Here is an 18,504-nt window from a genome sequence, read left to right as displayed (position 1 = left end):
ATTGAAGTCATTGTAAGAGATTCTGTCAGAATTGTCAATCTTTTTCAAAAAGAAAAACCAAGCAATCAAGGATAAAGAATACACTTCAGCCCTTAACCTGGTTAATCCGAATCTTAAATTTTTGATACAGCCTCTTCTGTTGACTGCTTTTTCTTTTTTTGTTGACACTCTTGACAAATACCGTGGAAGGTTAAGCGATGGTCTTTCACAAGAAAATGATAACGTTGTTCTACAACGTCTTCTACGTCCCCTAATAAATCTTCTTCCACTTCTTCAATATTGCCACATTCTAAACATAAAAGATGATGATGGAAATGTTTGGCGCCTTCTTTGCGTAAGTCATAACGAGCTAACCCATCGTTGAAACTTACCTTATCTACGACTTTTAAGTCAGTCAAAATTTCTAATGTACGGTAAACAGTTGCTAAACCGATTTCCGGGCTTTTTTGTTTAACTAAAAAATAAATTTCTTCTGCTGATAAATGGTCTTTTTCATTTTCTAGTAATACCAATACTGTTGCTTCTCGTTGAGGCGTCAGTTTGAAACCAGATTCATGCAATTGTTGTTTTGTTTTCTTTAAAGCAGCAGTAGAATCCATAAATGCAGCCCCTTATTTATAATTATTTTAATCTAGAACGGGATATCCTAGCATTACATTGTAATAAGTATAAAATAACTTAAAGATATTTGCAAGTGATTCTCAATTAGAATGAAAAAATGCTTATTTTTCTTGCGCTTCTTCTTTTAAAATCGTAAATCCTGCTTCTTGAGTAATCTTTCCTTGTTTCAATAAATTACCAATAGCGCGCTTAAATTGCGCCTTGCTAATTCCAAACGTTTGCATGATTTCTTCTGGATTGGATTTATCTGTAAATGGAATTTTATGGTCCGCTGAACGCTCTAAAAACGTTAAGATCATCGCTGCATCATCGCTGATTGCTTCATAACCACGCGGCTTCAAAGAAATATTCAATGTGCCGTCAGGTCGAACGCCGATTACACGACCATTTACTCGTTCCCCCAAACGTGGTTCTTGATAACGCTCTGAAGGATGAATAAATGCAATGTAGAAATCGTCTGTTAAAACAAATGAACCAATCATTTTTAACCGATACACAATGCCACTGATATTTTCATTTTTAAGTTCTTCCGTTCCTGGTTTAGCCATCGCTTTGAAAATCTTCTCATCTGCTAATTCACCCCATATACGCTCTTTGTTATCCACTTTCAAAGCGATCATCAATTGATCCCCTTTTTTAGGCCATAATTCACGCACTACAGGTAGTTCATCTAAAGAAACGACTACATCCTTATCTTTCAGTCCAATGTCCACAAAAGCGCCTAAATCACGTCTTGTGCCGGTAACTGTTCCAAACGCATATTGCCCGATTCGAGCGGTCGGAATCATCGTAGTCATTTCAGGTTCTTGCTTTTGATTCATATAACCAAAGCCTTCTACCGCTTCACCGATTTCATGACTGCCTTCTTCTTTAGATAATCGCAATGTGATTCCGTTTTTTTGTAAAAAATAGTGACTTTCATTTTCATCAATCACTAATGCTGTAAAAATTTGCGCTAATAGTTCGTTCATAATTTTCTCCTTCTGGCACTTAGCCTAAAAAAATACGTAATAATGCAATTGTAATGATTCCTACTACAACGGTTTTCATTAAATCTTTGGTAAGAATAGCAACAAGTAAAGTAGGAATACAACTTAACGCTTCTAACGTTTTTACTTTAGGAAAGCCTGTTGCCTGAACTTCTAAAATACTCTGAAATAAGAGTGCCGTCAAGATACAAATCGGGATATAAGATAAAAATCGAAGAAACCAGTCTGGAAAATCGACTCGTTTAGAAATCAAAAAAGGAAAAATCCGCGGAATCCACGTAACGATCGAACAACCTAAAATCGTCAATAGTACATAGGTGTTACTCATGATGATTCACCACCCCAACAGTACAACCTAAAAGAGTTGCGAATAAAACAGAGAGTTCCGGCGAAAAAAAGCCCATAAAAAAATAAAGAGATAAACAGACTGTTCCTAATACGATCAGCGTTTCTTTGGTATGTTTTTTGATAGGCGCATCAACTTGCAAAACAAATAATCCTGCAAACATGGCCACTAACGCAAAGTCTAAGCCTAATAGATAGGGATCTGGAATCCAGGTTCCTAATAAACCACCGATAATGGTCGACAAGATCCAAGCTAAATAGGCAGTGATGTTCAAGCCATGCGTCCAAGCGGAACTGACGCGGTGATCATTTGCCAACGCTGACATTAAAACGCCGTAAGATTCGTCCGTTAAAAGTGTACCAATTCCAATACTAGTAATCAATGGTTCATTTTTAAAATATGAAGCCACCGACATGCTCATCAAAAAGTGGCGTAAATTCACTAAAAATGTTGTAAAAACAATTGCCGAGATCGGTGAATGAATTGCTAACATACCACAAATAATAAATTGTGCACCACCAGCATAGACTAAAATCGACATCAAAGCGATCTCTACTATCGATAACCCCACATTTTTGCCAACTACGCCCGCTGCAATTCCAATGCCTAAATAGCCTAAAATTGTTGGTATACAAGCATTTATCCCGTCTCTAAAGGTTAAATATTCTTTTTTTTCCATACTTTTCTCCTTGTGATAATATCAATCGTCATTGATATTTATTGCCTATCTAGCGTTACTGGAAGAAAAAACGAGCCTGGGACATAACTCAAAGAGTTATGTTTCAGACCCTTAGTATTTGAATAAGCAATTGAACAGAAGCGACTACTACATTACACTTCTGTCTCAATCTTATACTCATATTCTGTAAAAACAAGACTATCTTCCAGCGTTTCTAGATGCATTTCCTTTAAACCAGCCAGTTTTTGCATTGATGGTCACCAAATACTGGTTATCTGAACCATATAAATTGTAATAGCCTTCGCCATTAATTATTCTAGCTGGCTGTAATGAGTATCCCCCGGCTTTTATATAGCCGCGTTCAATACAGGTTGCAATGACTTTTTCTTGAACTCCTGGAGCCCAACTCCACGCAGGATTACTCATATCGCTAACATCAGTTGGGTTAACTGAGTACACAGGATCTGTATACACGCCATCAGCATTAGGTGCTGAAAAAGTATTTGAATCCGGTTGAACACCATTTGCTGCTTGTGAGGTACTTCCTTGATTGTTAGCAGGTGTTTCTGAAGTCTGAGCAGCGGTTTGATCCGCCTGTGCTTGTTGTTGTACTGCAAATGCTGTCTCAGCGTCTGTCAAGGATTTATCTGCTTTAGTTAATGCTTCAGTCAATGGCTTACGCAATGTTTCACTTTTGACCTTATCTACTTCGGTTTTTGCTGCTGTATAGTTTTCCCTAGACAATGTTTCAGTCAACTCATTGTTTTCATAAAAAACAGCGACTGCCGTTTTTGCTTTTTGTAGTTGGTCGTATTGACTTGTAGCTTGCTCTGTTGCTTGATTCAGTAGCTTATCAAAATCATCCTTTTCTTCTCGTTTAGCCAGATCGACTTTCTTGTCAGCTTTGATTGCGACATCATTTAATTTATTGCCATTGATAATTGGTTGAGCGAATAATTCATTGACCTTTGTAACTGCCGCTTGCTTGTCTGCGACTTTTTTGTAGAGGGTTTCAAGCTCTTTATAGTTGGCTTCGCTTTTGAGGGTATCTAAGTTCTCCTTGATTGCTTTGGGACTAACGCTTACCATCTCTGGTTTAAGAAATAATTGTTTGTCATCTGTAAAATAACTATTTAGTTCTTTTTCAGTTTGAGTAGCAACTTTATCTTGTTTTTGAGTCACTTCACCATCAGATGCTGATTTTTTTTGCGTTTGACTATAGGCAAACCATGAGCCGCCAGAAAGGACGATAACAGCAGCTAAAACAATCGATATTTTCTTGTAGTTTTTACTTGCTGAAGTAGTTGATTCCTCTCCTTTCACTTCTTTTAAAATGTTCTGTTCACCTGTGAGTTTCTCAAATTGATCCTTTGCAGACTTCGCGTCTTCCCCATCTTTAAAGAAAATTGGCGCAGCATCCATTTCGATCTCTTCAGGTTTTTTGCTTTTTGACGGAATTTCAGTTGCCGTATTAGGTAAAGCTTTTGGACCAATGGGCTTTGACTCTATTGTCTGGTCTTCTGGTTTAGTAAATTTCGTGATCTCTTCTTTTAGTACGACCTCTTTTGCTTGCTCAGTTTCTTTGTTAGTTGGTTCACTTGGCTTATGATCAGGTTCGTTTGATTTCACGTCATCTTGTCCTTTGTCTTTTGATTCTGATGAGGTACCAGCCGTCGTTGGTTGCTCATTGATATCTGCTGTTTCATCAGTTTCTTCTGTACGTTCAATTTCAGATAGTGTCTCAATAGTTGGTGTCTCGTTTTTGTGTTCATTGATATACTGATCTAAAGCAGCGGTATCCACAAGCTCATCCGTTTTAGCTTCTGCAGAAACAGGTTCTTCTAGTTCAGCTGCTTTTTCTTCGATCGATGCCGCTTTTGTTTCCGATTTTTCTTTTTTTATCTCTTCAATTGGATCTACAATCTTTTCTTCAGGTTGCTGTTCATTGAACATCGTCATTACGTGACCGATACTCATATCCTTTAATTCGGACCATTCGATATTTTCATTTTGCTCTTTATTTAAAAAATTAGAAGTATCATCTGATTTTTCATTAGAATCAGTTTTTTCATTAGGTGCTGTTTCCTCTTTGATTTGCTCTTTTTCAAAAGAATAACCACATTCCGGACATACTTCTATTTGCTTGTCTATCTCAGTTCCGCAATTCGGACATTGTTTCGTCATTCATTCCGCCTCACATTCTACACATTCGTAAATCTAATCTACCATAAAATCGCGTTTCTTCCAATATGTACTATCTAACTTTTTTGTTACGATTGTTTAAAAACAGCCCTTTCCGAAAGAAATCGAAAAGAGCTGTTCAAATTTTTAATAAAAACTTACTATTCTAGAAAATCTTTTAATTGTTTAGAACGAGAAGGATGACGTAGTTTGCGCAATGCTTTGGCTTCGATTTGACGAATCCGTTCGCGAGTTACACCAAAAACTTTACCAACTTCTTCCAATGTACGAGTACGTCCATCATCTAAACCAAAACGTAAACGTAATACATTTTCTTCACGGTCAGTTAATGTATCTAATACATCTTCCAATTGTTCTTTTAATAATTCATATGCTGCATGTTCTGCAGGACTTGTTGCATCTTGGTCCTCAATAAAATCTCCAAGATGAGAATCATCTTCTTCACCAATTGGTGTTTCCAATGAAACTGGCTCTTGTGCGATTTTTAAGATTTCACGGACTTTTTCAGTTGGTAAATCCATCTCAGCACCAATTTCTTCAGGTGTTGGTTCCCGACCCAAATCTTGTAATAATTGACGTTGTATCCGAATCAATTTATTGATTGTTTCCACCATATGCACTGGAATCCGAATCGTTCTAGCTTGGTCAGCGATCGCACGAGTGATTGCTTGACGAATCCACCAAGTTGCATATGTTGAAAATTTAAATCCTTTACGGTAATCAAATTTCTCAACAGCTTTCATCAGGCCCATATTTCCTTCTTGGATCAAATCAAGGAATTGCATGCCACGTCCTACATAACGTTTTGCAATGGAAACCACCAGACGTAAGTTAGCTTCTGCTAAACGTTGTTTAGCTTCTTGATCGCCTTCTTCAATTTTCAGGGCTAATTCTACTTCTTCTGCTGCTGTTAATAATTGAACACGTCCGATTTCTTTTAGATACATCCGAACAGGGTCATTGATTTTAACACCAGTCGGGGCAGATAAATCTTCCATTTGGGCTTTTTCAGCAACTTTTGCGTCTTTTTTAAGACTATGTTCACTTGGGTCACCATTCTCATCAACGACACTGATACCAGCATCTTCGACTTTTTGAATCAACTTTTCCATTTCGTCGGCATTCAATGTAAACGGTGTTGCTAATGTGTTTGTTAGATCATCATAAAAAACATTGCCTTTAGGCTTGTTTTCTTTGATAAAGGCTGCCAATGCAGCTGCATATTTTTTTTCTGTTTCTTTTTCCATGAAAGAAGGCCCCCTTCATTTTTCCATTCGGATAAATATATAAATAATAGTCAAGTACGATATCTAAAAGTTGCTTTTAAGACACTGTACGACTTTTTTGCAATTGTCTTACTAAGCCGATTACTTCAATTGACAGTTCATCAACTAATGGTTTATTGCCTAGTCTCTCTGCTTCTTTTTTTTGCAGTTGTTTTTCAGCTATTTGATCTTCTAAACTAGAATTTTCAATCACTCTTATCACATCAGTTATTTCTCTTTCAGAACTTTCTTCTGAAATGGTTTGTAAAGAAATGGCGATTGCTAATTTTTTGATCGTTTCTTCTTTTAGATAGTCGATGAAATCAGCGAGCTGAAAATCAGAATGGATACTCATATAACTATCTAGCAACAAGTAAAGTTCCTGATATTGATCATGAGCAAAACTAAATTCCGGTAACTGAACCAATTGATTTCGAATACTTTGTTCATTCATCAACCGATACAGTAATGTCCGTTCGGCTTTCTCCACCTTAGTGAGCGGAAGCTTATTTTGAACGGAAGGAGTACTCATCTCTTCAAGCATCTCAGGCGGTTCCAACATATCATCAATCTCATACGTTTGAGGAGGAGGTACACTTTGCGATTGTCTCTCTCTTCTTTTCGTAGAGCGCTGTTTTGTTTCTAGTTGTTTCAGCTGCTCTTCTAAAGAGTGAAATGATAGCTGAAATTCTTGCGCTAGTTGATTTAAATAGCGATCCCGCTCCAAGGGTGATTGGACTAGTATCAGTTCTTGTAGTAAATCATTTACATAATCCAGCTGTTCTTTCTCATTGTTCATATTTCTAGTCAGGCGATGATAGTGCATTTTAAAACTAAATACAGTTTCTCGACCATGCAATGCTAACTCTCGGAAAGAGTCATTACCATACTTTCTTAGATACTCATCTGGATCCAATTTTTCAGGAATGCTGACAATACTCAATTGAAAGCGACTATGCTCACTCAATAAAGAAATAGCTCTATTGGTAGCTTCAACACCAGCAGTATCACCGTCATAGCAAACGACTAATTCTTTTGCTACTCGTTCAAGCTTGCGGATTTGCTCATTGGTCAAACTTGTTCCCATTGAAGCAACACCGCTAGTAATGCCTGCTTGCCAGGCTGCGATCACATCCATAAACCCTTCAAATAAGAAAACTGTATCCTCTTTGCGAATTTCTTTACGAGCTTTATCGAAGTTAAATAATGTGTCCCTTTTATTAAACAGGACCGTTTCCGGACTATTTAAATACTTGGGCATATCATCTCCTGGAAAATTTTCTGTTTTAAGCAATCGCCCTGAAAAAGCAATCACATTTCCACGATCATCATTAATTGGAAACATAACTCGTTGGTAAAAACGATCCAAAAATTCACCATTGTCTCTTTGAATAAACAAACCAGATTCTTTAGATAGTTGCTCAGCCACAGTTTCATTTTGGAAAACTTGACTTAAAAAATCGCGCTTTTGCGGAGCAAATCCAATTTTAAATGTTTCGATAAGCTCTTTTGTCAAGCCACGTTCCAACAAATAATTCAATGCTGGTTCACCGATTTGTGTGTTCATCAAAACATGATGATATAAATCCGCAGCTTTTTTATGCAGTTCAATCAGTTTGCGATTATGGACGTTTTCCGCGGTGTCAGAATCCGTTGTATTGACCCAATCGATATTGACGGGAATTTGTTCTAATTCAGCAACTCTGCGTACTGATTCCGGGAAGCTGATTCCTTCTATTTCTTGCAGAAAATTAAAAACAGTTCCACCTTTTCCGCAGCCAAAACAATGAAAAATTTGTTTGTCTTCTGCTACTGAAAATGAAGGGGAACGTTCTTCATGAAACGGACATAGACCCATATAATTCTTGCCAGATTTTTTTAATTGAACATATTGTCCGACAACATCAACGATATTTGTACGCTGTCTCACTTCCTCGATCACTTCTTGAGGAATTCTTTGTGCCACTGTTCTCACCTCCAAAAAATAGCCGATAGCTAAATGATGCGATAGTCAGTAAAAAAGCACTGAAATCTTCAGCGCGACTTTTCAAAAGACACAATTACACATGTTTTATTCTATCACATTTAACATAATTTTCAAGTAAATTGCATCTTTCTTTTCATGATCACCATAATTGTTTACATAACATAATTATTGTAACCTGATTATTTTTAGTAAATGAAAAGCAGATAGCTACTATCTGCTTTTCATTTACTACAGAGACTACTCTCCTATTTGACTATGGTTCGATTGATTTTTAGTATCCTGTGCAGTCCACAGCTCTTTTACTACAGGTATATTGCCTAATTCCATCATGTTGCTCGGCAGGATAACGGTATTCGTCTCACTTCTAACAACCTGTTTAAATGCTTCGATGCCCAAATAGGCTAAGGCTTGTTCATTCAGATCACTTTCTTTGATCGCTTTATTCAACGCTAAAATACGTTGTCTTTCGGCCTCCGTTGTAATGCGTATTCTTTCAGCTTCGGCATCTGCGTCAATTCTAGTGCGCTCTGCACGGGCTTTTGCATCGATGTTTGTTTGTTTAGCACGAGCTTCAGCATCGATCTGCATCTGTGAGGCGTTGGCTTCAGAATCTAATATGATTGATTGTTTTCGACCTTCTGAAATTGTAATCGTCGATTCTTTGTCTCGACTCGCTGTGATTAGTTTATTCATCGAATTGACAATTTCATCTGAAACAGATATTTCACCAATATTGATGCGGTCAATTGATAATCCATAACCCGCAGTAATATCTTTTACACTTTCAAATAAGCTAACGTTGATTTCTTCTGTTCCATTAAGAACTTCATTCAAATCCATTTTCCCAATAATTCCACGCAGATTTGATTGGCAATCTTGAATCATTGATCGAACTGAATCTTCATTATCATAGACAAATGCGCGAACATCCGTCACATGATACTTTATCGCTTCATCAACTTCTACAATTACATTATCACGTGTAATCACACTTTGAGAGTCAATTTCTAGTGGTGTTTGCTTTAATGATACTCGTCCTCTTACTTTGTATAGTACAGGAATCAAAAAATGTAGCCCAGGATCGATCGTTTTTACATACTTACCGAAACTTTCAACAATTTTCACTTCACCTTGTTGAACAATGATCACCATTTTTGAGATAAGAACCAAAATCAACACAAGAACAATGATAAAAATTAGAATATTAAGGATTATCAATATAATTCACATCACTTTCGAATAAATAGTTGTTTACCGTTACAAATAATTCAGTACTAGAAAAATCCACGACCTCCAACATCGCCCCCTCTTCAGGGATGCCATTTATTACACGATATGTGTATGGACTTCCGTAAATTCGAACTATTCCGTTAAAATTATCTGTAGCAGACCGAAAGCACTTACCGATCGCCTTGCGCATTTGATACTCTCCACTCATAAATGCCCCTTCCTATTTTTCATACTTCTCCACTTCATTTTAAAGCTCTTTGATCGTTTTACCCGCTCGTTTCAGTTGGAAAAGACCAATCAAGATTCGAACAACGATATTAATAAGCATCATTACCGCAAAAATAGGTAATGTTTGCTGATTCAAGAATCCTACTTCCAAAATACTATGGAACAGCATCGCAGCGACATAAATTCCACCAACAGTTGTAACTGCTAAGAAAATCCGTAATGGATTGAATGGTAAGCATGCGCGTACAACTGCCATACAACTGATCCCAATTAATAGATAATACATCAATGTGGTTGTTTCCATTTGAGTAAAGCCTTGATTTTGACCCATTAAATAAATAGCAACGATATTTAATACAACCAGCACTGCATTCACCGAAGCATTTCTTAATGCGGTCGGCAAGAATTTCCCTTGTACTTTTCGTTTATCACTTTCAAATGATAAGAAGAATGCTGGATAGCCTTCAATCGCTAAATCGATCAATGTGATCTGAATTGGGATAAACGGAAATGCAATCGTCGTAAAGACGCAAATCATTGATAAGATAAAAGAATAAATGGTTTTGATGAAGAAAACACTCGCGACTTTCGTTACATTGTTGACAACTCGTCGGCCTTCAAATAACACATCAGGCAATGTAGTAAAATCAGAATCCAGTAAAACTAAGTTAGAAATCTGTCTCGTTGCGCCATCACCTTCAGCCATCGCAATACTACAATCCGCTTCTCTTAATGCTAAAACATCATTAACGCCGTCTCCAGTCATCGCAACAACATGATCATGATCTTTCAATTCACGTACGATCGTGCGTTTTTGTTGAGGGGTTACACGGCCAAAAACAGTATAATTATGAACCGCTTGGCGCACTTCGGTTTCTGTTTCCATCGTTGACATATCGATATAGGATTCATAGCCAAACAATCCCGCACGACGAGCAATATTCGAAACAGTTACTGGATTATCTCCTGAAATTACTTTCAGATCAATTCCCTCTTCACGCAAATAAGCTAATGTTTCATTCGCATTTTGACGAATCGGATCATCAATTTCTAAAACAGCTAATGGTTCTAAATAAGGCATTTCATCTTCATTTAATGGACTATTTTCAGCAATACCTAACATCAAAACACGATAGCCATTTTCTTGTGCGTCAATCACTTCTGTGGGTAAACGGTCTGCTGCAACTAATTTTTCAGGTGCGCCAAGATAAACCGTGCCTAATTCTTTAAATTCAATTGCGCCCCACTTGCGTTCAGAAGAAAACGGTAAGGTCTTGATCGCTCCGTAACGATTAGAAAGCTCAAAGTGATCTCGAATTGCTTGCATCGTAATGTTGTTGTCTGTACTTTCTGCAAGATAACTTCCAATCACTTGCGGAAAGTTTTCATGGTAGTTTGCATGTAAAATTTCTACTTTTTGAACTTTCATTTTGCCTTCAGTAATTGTTCCAGTTTTATCTAAACAAAGTGTATCCACATGAGCGAGTGTTTCGATCGAATACATGTCTTGAACAAGAATGCGCTTTTTCGCTAGCTTTACGACACCTGTCGTCAAGGTAATACTGATCAAAAGAACTAACCCTTTAGGCAGCATACCCAGTAGTGCAGCGGCAGATGCAACAACAGAAGCTTCGATCCCTGAATCACGAATCATAAAACCTTCCACAAACAAAATGACCCCCAATGGAATAATGACTAAACTCGTAAATTTAGAGACTTTACGGATTGAATTGACCAATTCTGACTGGATTGGTTTATGCACTTTCGCTTCTGCTGTAATTTTGACAGCATAATTATCAGCTCCAACGTGAATCACTTTCCCATAAACTTGTCCACTTGCTATAAAACTACCAGATAACACAATATCGCCTTCAGTCTTCTCGATCAAGTCGGATTCACCAGTCAATAATGCCTCATTGGCTTCAGCTTTTCCATCTAACACTTCCAAATCAGAAGGGACTTGTTCCCCAGCAGATATCACAACGATATCATCCATTACTAATTCTTTGGTATCGATTTCTAGCTCTTTACCGTCACGGATCACATGAACACTCTCTTTGGCGACGATGGATAATTTCTGGACTAAATTTCTTGCATGGATTTCTTGGTAGATCCCCATCCCCATATTCACTAGTATGATTGCTAAAAAGGCTAAATTGGAATATGCTCCAACAAATAACAAACAAAGTGCGATCCCAAAGTTTAAAAAGTTAAACAAGGTCATAACGTTGTCATAAATAATATCTTTCGTTGACTTTGCAACGTTTTCCTCATAATCATTTTGCAAGCCTTGCTTTTTTCGTTCCTCAACCTCTGATTGAGTCAATCCTTGTTTCAGGTCAAACTTATTTGTCATGGATTTTGTTCCCTACTTTCTCATTGTTAAAAATACATCTTCTTTAGTTTACTTGTTAATAGTCAGAACTTCAAGAAAATCCTTAAGAATTCCTACTATATTTAATAGATGGTATTCTTAAGGATCGATATTTTAATAATGAACTTATTTTAACCACTTAATAAATTGTTGATTCATTTTGACTAGATCGGCATAGAACATATTCCCACCGTTACTATATAAGTAGCCCCCATTATAAATGACTGCTTGCGGACGATAATAACGATACGTTTTTTGATTGGTATTACCCAATATAGGTGATAACACTTCTTTAGAGTATTCCTCTGCAATCCGAATTGAATTTTTACCGCCTCGCTCTTTTACAAATTCAATATAATCTAGTCCAAAATTATACGCTTGTACAGCTGTCCAAATATCACAACCTGCTTCATTGGCTTTTTCAATCGATTGAGCTAAAAAAGCGACTCCAGTCTCAATACTTTCCTTAGTCGTCCCAATCATTTGCCGCTTACCATAAGCACTTTCGCTACTCTGCATCAAATCTTCTGCACGTCCTTTAGATTCAGTGTAAATAATTGCTAAAACTAAGTCTTTATGTTCGGGTATATTATTTGCTTTAACTGCTTGCTTTACTTCACTTTCATACGTCATTACTTGCTGAACATTTTGACGAATTTTAAAACCTAAATAACCTAAACCAATAATCAGCAGTAAAAAAAACAAGAGTAGTAATCTTTTTACAATTTTCATTATTTTGCCCATCTTATCATCCAAACTTTTTCTGAGTAGCTTTTATCATACTTTATTATTCAAAAAAAATCTAAAAAAAGGTTGATTCTTTATTATTCTTTAATAAAAAATTGTGTTTTACTTTTATCCCTTTTAGTTTTAAATCCAACTAAAAACCGATATACTAGAATAAGACAGGTGGTAAACTTATGAAAAAAGAAAAAAAACTTTTGCTCACAGCCGATAACAGCTTTATTTACTACGAAGTATCGGGTCACGGTAGCCCCTTGATTTTGCTTCATGGAAATGGTGGTAGCGGCAGGTATTTTGAAAAACAAGTACCAACATTCAATCGTTCTTTCACTGTGTATACTATAGATAGTCGTGGTCACGGACGCTCAACGAATGAAAGTGAAACGTTGACATTTGACCTAATGTCCGACGATCTATATTTGATCATGAAACAAGAACAAATAGAACAAGCCGACATTGTTGGTTTTAGCGATGGTGCCAACCTTGCTCTTGTTTTTGCCAAAAAATATCCTGATAGTGTCCGACGCTTGGTATTAAATGCTGGAAATACAGTCGTTCAAGCTGTTCATTTTCCGATAAGAATGTTGACAGTCGTGGAGTATGTTTGTTTTAAGGTTTTAGCCTTATTTAATAAAAAAGCCAGACAACGGCTCCAGATTATAAACTTAATGTTACATGATATTGGTGTTTCTCGTTCAGATTTAAGACGAATTTCCCAAAAAACATTAGTGATCGTTGGGAGATATGATATTATCAAGCGAAGCCACTCAATCTACTTAGCGAAAGAAATTCCTAATGCCTCTTTCGTTCTCGTAGCAAAACAAGGTCATTCTTTTGCTAAAAAAGATCCAAAAACATTCAATCAAGAAATCTTAAGATTTTTAAAAGAAAAGTAGGTGTATTGCATGAAAAAAATACTACAATGGGTGAAAGACCATGTCAGCTATTTTAAAAGTATCTTTATTTTTTCAGTTGTGATTATTATTATTCGTGAATTACTATCGATCAGTAAAACGATCTCGCTTAGTCAATTAACGGCCATTTTTCAGGATATTGCGTTATGGAAAGTCTTACTCATGTTTTTAATTGGTCTAATTGCGGTTCTTCCTATGATTGGCTATGACGTGATCTTAAATAATATTTTAAAACAAAAACCAAAAAGACTTTTCCTCCTAGAAAGTAGTTGGATGATCAATACGATCAATAATATTGCTGGATTTGGCGGTTTGATCAGCATTGGCTTACGCTCAGAGTTTTATGGGAAAGAAAAAGACGGAAAATCAGTTGTTCGAGCACTTTCAAAAATTTTGGTTTTTCTTATGTCAGGTTTATCTATTTACAGCTTACTTGCCTTTTTTCTAGTTATGTTTGGTCATACCAATGATTATTTGCAACAATATTGGATTTGGCTGATTGGCGGCGGCTTGTATTTTCCTGTTGTTTTGATTGCAAGTTTGCTTAGAAAAGATGAATATATTGGTGATATTGATACTAAAACACGTACTGGTCTTATTTTAACGTCTTTTTTAGAATGGACAGGTGTTTTAGGTAGCTTCTTACTGATCGGTATGTTGATGGGTGTTAAAATGAACCCACTGCAAGTTATGCCCCTTTTCATCGCTGCTTCCGTAATTGGGATCGTATCAATGATTCCAGGTGAATTAGGTAGTTTTGATATTATGATGATTATTGGTCTATCAGCATTAGGAATCGATCGAGAAGTTGTGATTGCTTGGATTTTACTTTATCGCTTATTCTACTACATTGTTCCTTTTATGATCGGTGCCATTTTCTTTATAAAAAATCTAAGTCACAGTTTGAATACACGTTATTCTGGGATTCCAAGAGAGCTATCAACGGAATTAGCACATAAATTTGTTGTTTTCCTGATGTATTTTTCTGGTGTTATGATTGTTCTTTCCGCAACGATTCCTGAGGCATTCAGTCACTTTAAGTGGTTAAAACAGTTAAATCCCCTCTCGTTTCACTTGATTACACAGCTTCCTGCGATTTTGCTTGGTTTTTTATTATTGATCACAGGACGAGGAATTGCGGCTCGGGTCAAACGGGCTTATCTTCCAACGATTGGGTTAATTTTAGTCACATTGATTTACACCTTTATCAAAGATTTTAGTTGGGGTGTAATCATTTTTCTGACACTTTTGCTCGTGATCATTGTATTTTCAAAGAGAGAACTATTTAGAGAACAACTTGTATACTCATGGGAAATGGTGACCATCGATGGAATTATCTTTCTTGCGTTGACTATCTTATATATCGTCATCGGCGTATATAATCTACCGACATTCCCTCACCGCAAACATCATTTTATTGAGTTCTTTTTGTTTCCATCAGAAAAAATTTGGTTTTCGGGTTTTGTAGGTATTTTACTAGTAACACTATTTAGTTACTTATTCATTCGTTATCTTGAAGGGAAACGCCATAAAATCGGGCTTCCATTGGATGAAGAACGAGCAATGCATCTGTTAACGATTTACGGAGGAAATACCGATAGTCAACTAATTTTTCTTAAAGATAAAGATATGTATATCTATACAGACCAAAATGGTGAAGATACTGTGTTGTTACAATTTAAAACCCTAAATAATAAATGCGTTGTAATGGGTGATCCTTCTGGTAAAAAAGAAGACTTCTCAATTGCCGTGGAACAGTTCATCAATGAGGCAGACCTTTGGGGCTATCTTCCTGTATTCTATGAGGCCTCTGAAGAAGTGGTGATGTTTTTACATGAATTTGGCTATGACTTTATCAAAATGGGTGAAGAAGCGCACGTTGACCTCCCTAATTTCACATTATCAGGGAAGAAAATGAAAAGTGAGCGAGCCGTCATGAATCGTTTTACAAAAGAAGATTATCGCTTCGAAGTGCTCTCCCCGCCTTTTACTAAGGAACTTATGAGCGAGTTACGACAAGTTTCTGACGAGTGGCTAGGTAGCCGTAAGGAAAAAGGCTTCTCGTTGGGATTCTTTTCTGAGAGTTACTTACAACGTGGTAAAATCGCGGTTGCAAAAAATCAAGAGAATCACATTATTGCCTTCGCAAATATCATGCCTACGTATACCAAAGAAGAAGGTACGATCGACTTGATGCGTTATAGTAAAAAAGCACCTTCTGGGGTGATGGATTATTTATTTATTTCTTTATTCAACTATATGAACGAGGAAGGATTCAACTACTTCAATTTAGGTATGGCACCTTTATCCAATGTAGGAACATCTAAAAAAAGTTTTATCCAAGAACGAATTGCGTATCTTGTTTATGAATTTGGTTCACGTTTTTATTCATTCCAAGGATTACGTGATTATAAAGAAAAATACGCTACTGAGTGGGTATCTAGATATACTCTGTATTCAAGAGACAGTTTTATTGCCTACGTGATGATTGCTTTATTGATCATAGACAACGCTCCAATTGAAAAACAACGAAAAATACATGGGGTTCGTCGGATTCTTAGAAATAGATATCAACGATAAAATGAACAGAGGAGAACTAAAATCATCTAGTTCTCCTCTGTTTTATATAATTATGTCAAATGCTTTATTTAGAGTCGCGGTACCTGAAATACTGACCTGGTGCCCAACTTCTTCATCTCGACTAACCTGTACTAAAACGGTTCCTTCACTTTTAACGTGTTTTCCTTGTGAGACGCTGATTTCTTTCTTTTGGTCATGCTTGTATAAATGATTCAATGCATAAGCCCCCATCACTCCGGAGGCTGTTCCTGTAACTGAATCTTCTGTCGTTCCAGAAAACGGTGAGGAAAAATGTCTGGCAGTGAACATTGCTTCCTGTTCTGAAACAATCGAAAATGGATGGATCGATGATTTAGGCATCTCTGTTAAAATATCTGGAAACATTGACGGTTTTGGGTTCATTTTATCTAAAATCGTTGCATCCACTACTGGTAGAATCAAGGTCCATGAGCCAGTATTTCCGTACTGAATAGGTAAAGTTGGATGCAGATCAATCGTTTTAATGCCCAGGTTTTGACAAAGTGCTAATGGATCTCCTTGAAAATCAATGAATGTTGGCTTTGCCTGGTTCATTGTAATTCTTTGCCCCGTTTTCTCATATACTATTGGCAGAATTCCGGCTCCTGTCTCGATTTGTAACTGTTGGTCTTCTGCTCCACTGTATAAAGCGAAAATCGCACCTATTGTCGCATGTCCGCAGAGTGGTGTTTCATGACCTGGCGTAAAATATCTTAATTTTAACGTAGCTGCTTTATTTTCACTTTTACAAATAAATACTGTCTCGTTAAAACCAACTTTCTTAGCGATTTTCTGCATTTCTTCAGTCGTATATTTATCACCTTCGAAGACGACTCCAGCTGGATTCCCTTGTCCAGCAATTGTTGTAAATGCATCTATTTGTACAACCTTACACTTCATTTTTTTAACTCCTTGCTTTTTGTCAAATAGTATAGCATAAAAAAAGAATCTCCGATAAATAGCATCAAAGATTCTTTTTTATTTATTTTTCTATTTCAGTCACAATACCTGAGCCGACTGTTCGTCCACCTTCACGAATTGAAAAAGTTGTTCCTTGCTCTACTGCGATTGGATGGATCAATTCTACATCAATCGTAATATTGTCACCTGGCATGACCATCTCAACGCCGTCTGGTAGCTCCACGACTCCCGTTACATCGGTTGTACGGAAATAAAATTGTGGACGGTAATTTGTGAAGAATGGTGTGTGTCGTCCGCCTTCTTCTTTTGTTAATACATAAACTTCGGCAATAAATTTTGTATGAGGCGTAATGGATCCTGGTTTTGCAATTACTTGACCACGTTCAATTTCATCACGAGTGATTCCTCTCAAAAGCATACCAACATTGTCGCCTGCTTCACCGTAGTCTAATGTTTTACGGAACATTTCGATTCCTGTAACAACTGCTTTTTGCGTATCGGGTTTGATCCCTACGATTTCGATTTCATCCCCAACATTTACTTTTCCACGATCGATTCGACCAGATGCTACAGTTCCTCGACCTGTGATTGAAAAGACATCTTCCACTGGTAACAACAGTGGTTTGTCTGTATCTCTTTCTGGCGTTGGAATATATTCATCTACAGTGTCCATCAATTCCATGATTGCCGCTTCTGCAGTTGGATCACCTTGTAATGCTTTTAAAGCAGAACCTTTGATGATCGGTGTGTCATCACCTGGGAAATTGTACTCATTTAACAACTCACGAACTTCCATCTCAACTAGGTCGATCAATTCATCATCATCCACTAGATCAGTTTTATTAAGAAAGACGATCAAATATTTCACCCCAACTTGGCGAGATAACAAGATATGTTCTCTCGTTTGCGGCATTGGACCATCTGTTGCAGATACGACTAAAATCGCACCATCCATTTGAGCTGCACCTGTAATCATATTTTTCACATAATCTGCGTGTCCTGGTGCATCAATATGAGCATAGTGGCGTGCTTCAGTTTCATACTCAACATGTGAGGTATTAATTGTAATTCCACGTTCACGTTCTTCTGGGGCTGCGTCAATACTAGCATAGTCTTGCGGGTTTGCTAGGCCTTTTTTCCCTAATACTGTGGTGATCGCAGCAGTCAATGTTGTCTTCCCATGATCGACATGTCCAATTGTGCCGATATTTACATGTGGTTTACTTCTGTCATAATGTTGTTTTGCCATAATTTACAAACCTCCTATTTGGGTTAAAGGCTAAGTAGGTGATCATTCGTTTATTGACCATTTCTGACCTTTATGGTGTTATTATATACCTTCAAAAAAAATATACAACTTATTTGCTTACTATTTATAAGTAACGTTACTTAGAGAATAATGAAAA

15 protein-coding genes are annotated in these 18,504 nt (G+C 36.9%); 2 read left to right on the top strand and 13 right to left on the bottom strand.

What is annotated here, in order from left to right:
- Nucleotides 1–113: 113 nt before the first annotated feature.
- From A5819_RS14240 to A5819_RS14190, 11 genes are all read right to left on the bottom strand, one after another.
- Nucleotides 114–599: a Fur family transcriptional regulator gene (locus tag A5819_RS14240; RefSeq protein ID WP_086279408.1), complete on the bottom strand. Its 486-nt coding sequence runs from the start codon at nt 597–599 to the stop codon at nt 114–116.
- 123 nt (nt 600–722) lie between these two features.
- Nucleotides 723–1,592, bottom strand: coding sequence for a S1 RNA-binding domain-containing protein (locus A5819_RS14235; protein WP_086279407.1), 870 nt, complete (start codon nt 1,590–1,592; stop codon nt 723–725).
- Nucleotides 1,593–1,611: 19 nt separating this feature from the next.
- A complete protein-coding gene (locus tag A5819_RS14230; protein WP_086279406.1) occupies nt 1,612–1,938 on the bottom strand; it encodes an AzlD domain-containing protein in 327 nt (108 codons plus the stop codon).
- A complete protein-coding gene (locus tag A5819_RS14225; protein WP_086279405.1) occupies nt 1,931–2,635 on the bottom strand; it encodes an AzlC family ABC transporter permease in 705 nt (234 codons plus the stop codon). Before A5819_RS14225 ends, A5819_RS14230 begins: the two co-directional genes overlap by 8 nt.
- Nucleotides 2,636–2,833: 198 nt before the next feature.
- A complete protein-coding gene (locus tag A5819_RS14220) occupies nt 2,834–4,819 on the bottom strand; it encodes a cell division site-positioning protein MapZ family protein (protein WP_086279404.1) in 1,986 nt (661 codons plus the stop codon).
- Nucleotides 4,820–4,977: 158 nt separating this feature from the next.
- On the bottom strand, nt 4,978–6,084 hold the full coding sequence (rpoD, locus tag A5819_RS14215) for an RNA polymerase sigma factor RpoD (protein ID WP_010764887.1): 1,107 nt from the start codon (nt 6,082–6,084) through the stop codon (nt 4,978–4,980).
- A 76-nt stretch (nt 6,085–6,160) separates the two neighbouring features.
- Nucleotides 6,161–8,068 carry a DNA primase gene (dnaG, locus tag A5819_RS14210; RefSeq protein ID WP_086279403.1) on the bottom strand — a complete coding sequence of 636 codons (1,908 nt, stop codon included), beginning with the start codon at nt 8,066–8,068 and terminating at the stop codon, nt 6,161–6,163.
- Nucleotides 8,069–8,326: 258 nt separating this feature from the next.
- A complete protein-coding gene (locus A5819_RS14205; RefSeq protein WP_086279402.1) occupies nt 8,327–9,307 on the bottom strand; it encodes an SPFH domain-containing protein in 981 nt (326 codons plus the stop codon).
- Entirely contained in the window at nt 9,294–9,527 is a 234-nt protein-coding gene (locus A5819_RS14200) for a hypothetical protein (RefSeq protein ID WP_086279401.1), read from the bottom strand. The genes A5819_RS14205 and A5819_RS14200 overlap by 14 nt, the downstream gene beginning before the upstream one ends.
- Nucleotides 9,528–9,566: 39 nt before the next feature.
- A complete protein-coding gene (locus tag A5819_RS14195; RefSeq protein ID WP_086279400.1) occupies nt 9,567–11,903 on the bottom strand; it encodes a cation-translocating P-type ATPase in 2,337 nt (778 codons plus the stop codon).
- Nucleotides 11,904–12,047: 144 nt separating this feature from the next.
- Complete coding sequence (locus tag A5819_RS14190; protein WP_086279399.1) at nt 12,048–12,665, bottom strand: lysozyme family protein; 618 nt, start codon at nt 12,663–12,665, stop codon at nt 12,048–12,050.
- A 176-nt stretch (nt 12,666–12,841) separates the two neighbouring features.
- Between A5819_RS14190 and A5819_RS14185 the strand changes: the two genes are divergently transcribed.
- Together A5819_RS14185 and mprF are read left to right on the top strand one after the other, a co-directional pair.
- Nucleotides 12,842–13,561 (top strand): alpha/beta fold hydrolase, encoded by a 720-nt coding sequence (locus A5819_RS14185; protein ID WP_086279398.1) that lies wholly within the window; start codon nt 12,842–12,844, stop codon nt 13,559–13,561.
- A 9-nt stretch (nt 13,562–13,570) separates the two neighbouring features.
- On the top strand, nt 13,571–16,159 hold the full coding sequence (gene mprF, locus A5819_RS14180) for a bifunctional lysylphosphatidylglycerol flippase/synthetase MprF (protein WP_086279397.1): 2,589 nt from the start codon (nt 13,571–13,573) through the stop codon (nt 16,157–16,159).
- Nucleotides 16,160–16,201: 42 nt separating this feature from the next.
- On the opposite strand, the gene A5819_RS14175 is transcribed toward mprF, so the two are convergent.
- Both A5819_RS14175 and tuf read right to left on the bottom strand, forming a co-directional pair.
- Nucleotides 16,202–17,077, bottom strand: a complete 876-nt coding sequence (locus tag A5819_RS14175) for a PhzF family phenazine biosynthesis protein (protein ID WP_086279396.1) — start codon at nt 17,075–17,077, stop codon at nt 16,202–16,204.
- An 82-nt stretch (nt 17,078–17,159) separates the two neighbouring features.
- Nucleotides 17,160–18,347, bottom strand: a complete 1,188-nt coding sequence (tuf, locus tag A5819_RS14170; RefSeq protein WP_086279395.1) for an elongation factor Tu — start codon at nt 18,345–18,347, stop codon at nt 17,160–17,162.
- Nucleotides 18,348–18,504: the final 157 nt, after the last annotated feature.

Origin of the sequence: Enterococcus sp. 7E2_DIV0204 (genome assembly GCF_002140855.1) — a bacterium.
Taxonomy (GTDB): Bacteria; Bacillota; Bacilli; order Lactobacillales; family Enterococcaceae; genus Enterococcus_L; species Enterococcus_L lemimoniae.
This window is presented reverse-complemented; position numbering and strand designations above follow the sequence as displayed.

Coding starts and splice junctions, on each gene's coding strand:
- A5819_RS14220 (WP_086279404.1), bottom strand. CDS start 4,819: ATGACGAAACAATGTCCGAATTGCGGAACTGAGATAGACAAGCAAATA.
- A5819_RS14230 (WP_086279406.1), bottom strand. CDS start 1,938: ATGAGTAACACCTATGTACTATTGACGATTTTAGGTTGTTCGATCGTT.
- A5819_RS14190 (WP_086279399.1), bottom strand. CDS start 12,665: ATGGGCAAAATAATGAAAATTGTAAAAAGATTACTACTCTTGTTTTTT.
- A5819_RS14225 (WP_086279405.1), bottom strand. CDS start 2,635: ATGGAAAAAAAAGAATATTTAACCTTTAGAGACGGGATAAATGCTTGT.
- mprF (WP_086279397.1), top strand. CDS start 13,571: ATGAAAAAAATACTACAATGGGTGAAAGACCATGTCAGCTATTTTAAA.
- rpoD (WP_010764887.1), bottom strand. CDS start 6,084: ATGGAAAAAGAAACAGAAAAAAAATATGCAGCTGCATTGGCAGCCTTT.
- A5819_RS14195 (WP_086279400.1), bottom strand. CDS start 11,903: ATGACAAATAAGTTTGACCTGAAACAAGGATTGACTCAATCAGAGGTT.
- A5819_RS14175 (WP_086279396.1), bottom strand. CDS start 17,077: ATGAAGTGTAAGGTTGTACAAATAGATGCATTTACAACAATTGCTGGA.
- A5819_RS14185 (WP_086279398.1), top strand. CDS start 12,842: ATGAAAAAAGAAAAAAAACTTTTGCTCACAGCCGATAACAGCTTTATT.
- A5819_RS14235 (WP_086279407.1), bottom strand. CDS start 1,592: ATGAACGAACTATTAGCGCAAATTTTTACAGCATTAGTGATTGATGAA.
- A5819_RS14200 (WP_086279401.1), bottom strand. CDS start 9,527: ATGAGTGGAGAGTATCAAATGCGCAAGGCGATCGGTAAGTGCTTTCGG.
- tuf (WP_086279395.1), bottom strand. CDS start 18,347: ATGGCAAAACAACATTATGACAGAAGTAAACCACATGTAAATATCGGC.
- A5819_RS14240 (WP_086279408.1), bottom strand. CDS start 599: ATGGATTCTACTGCTGCTTTAAAGAAAACAAAACAACAATTGCATGAA.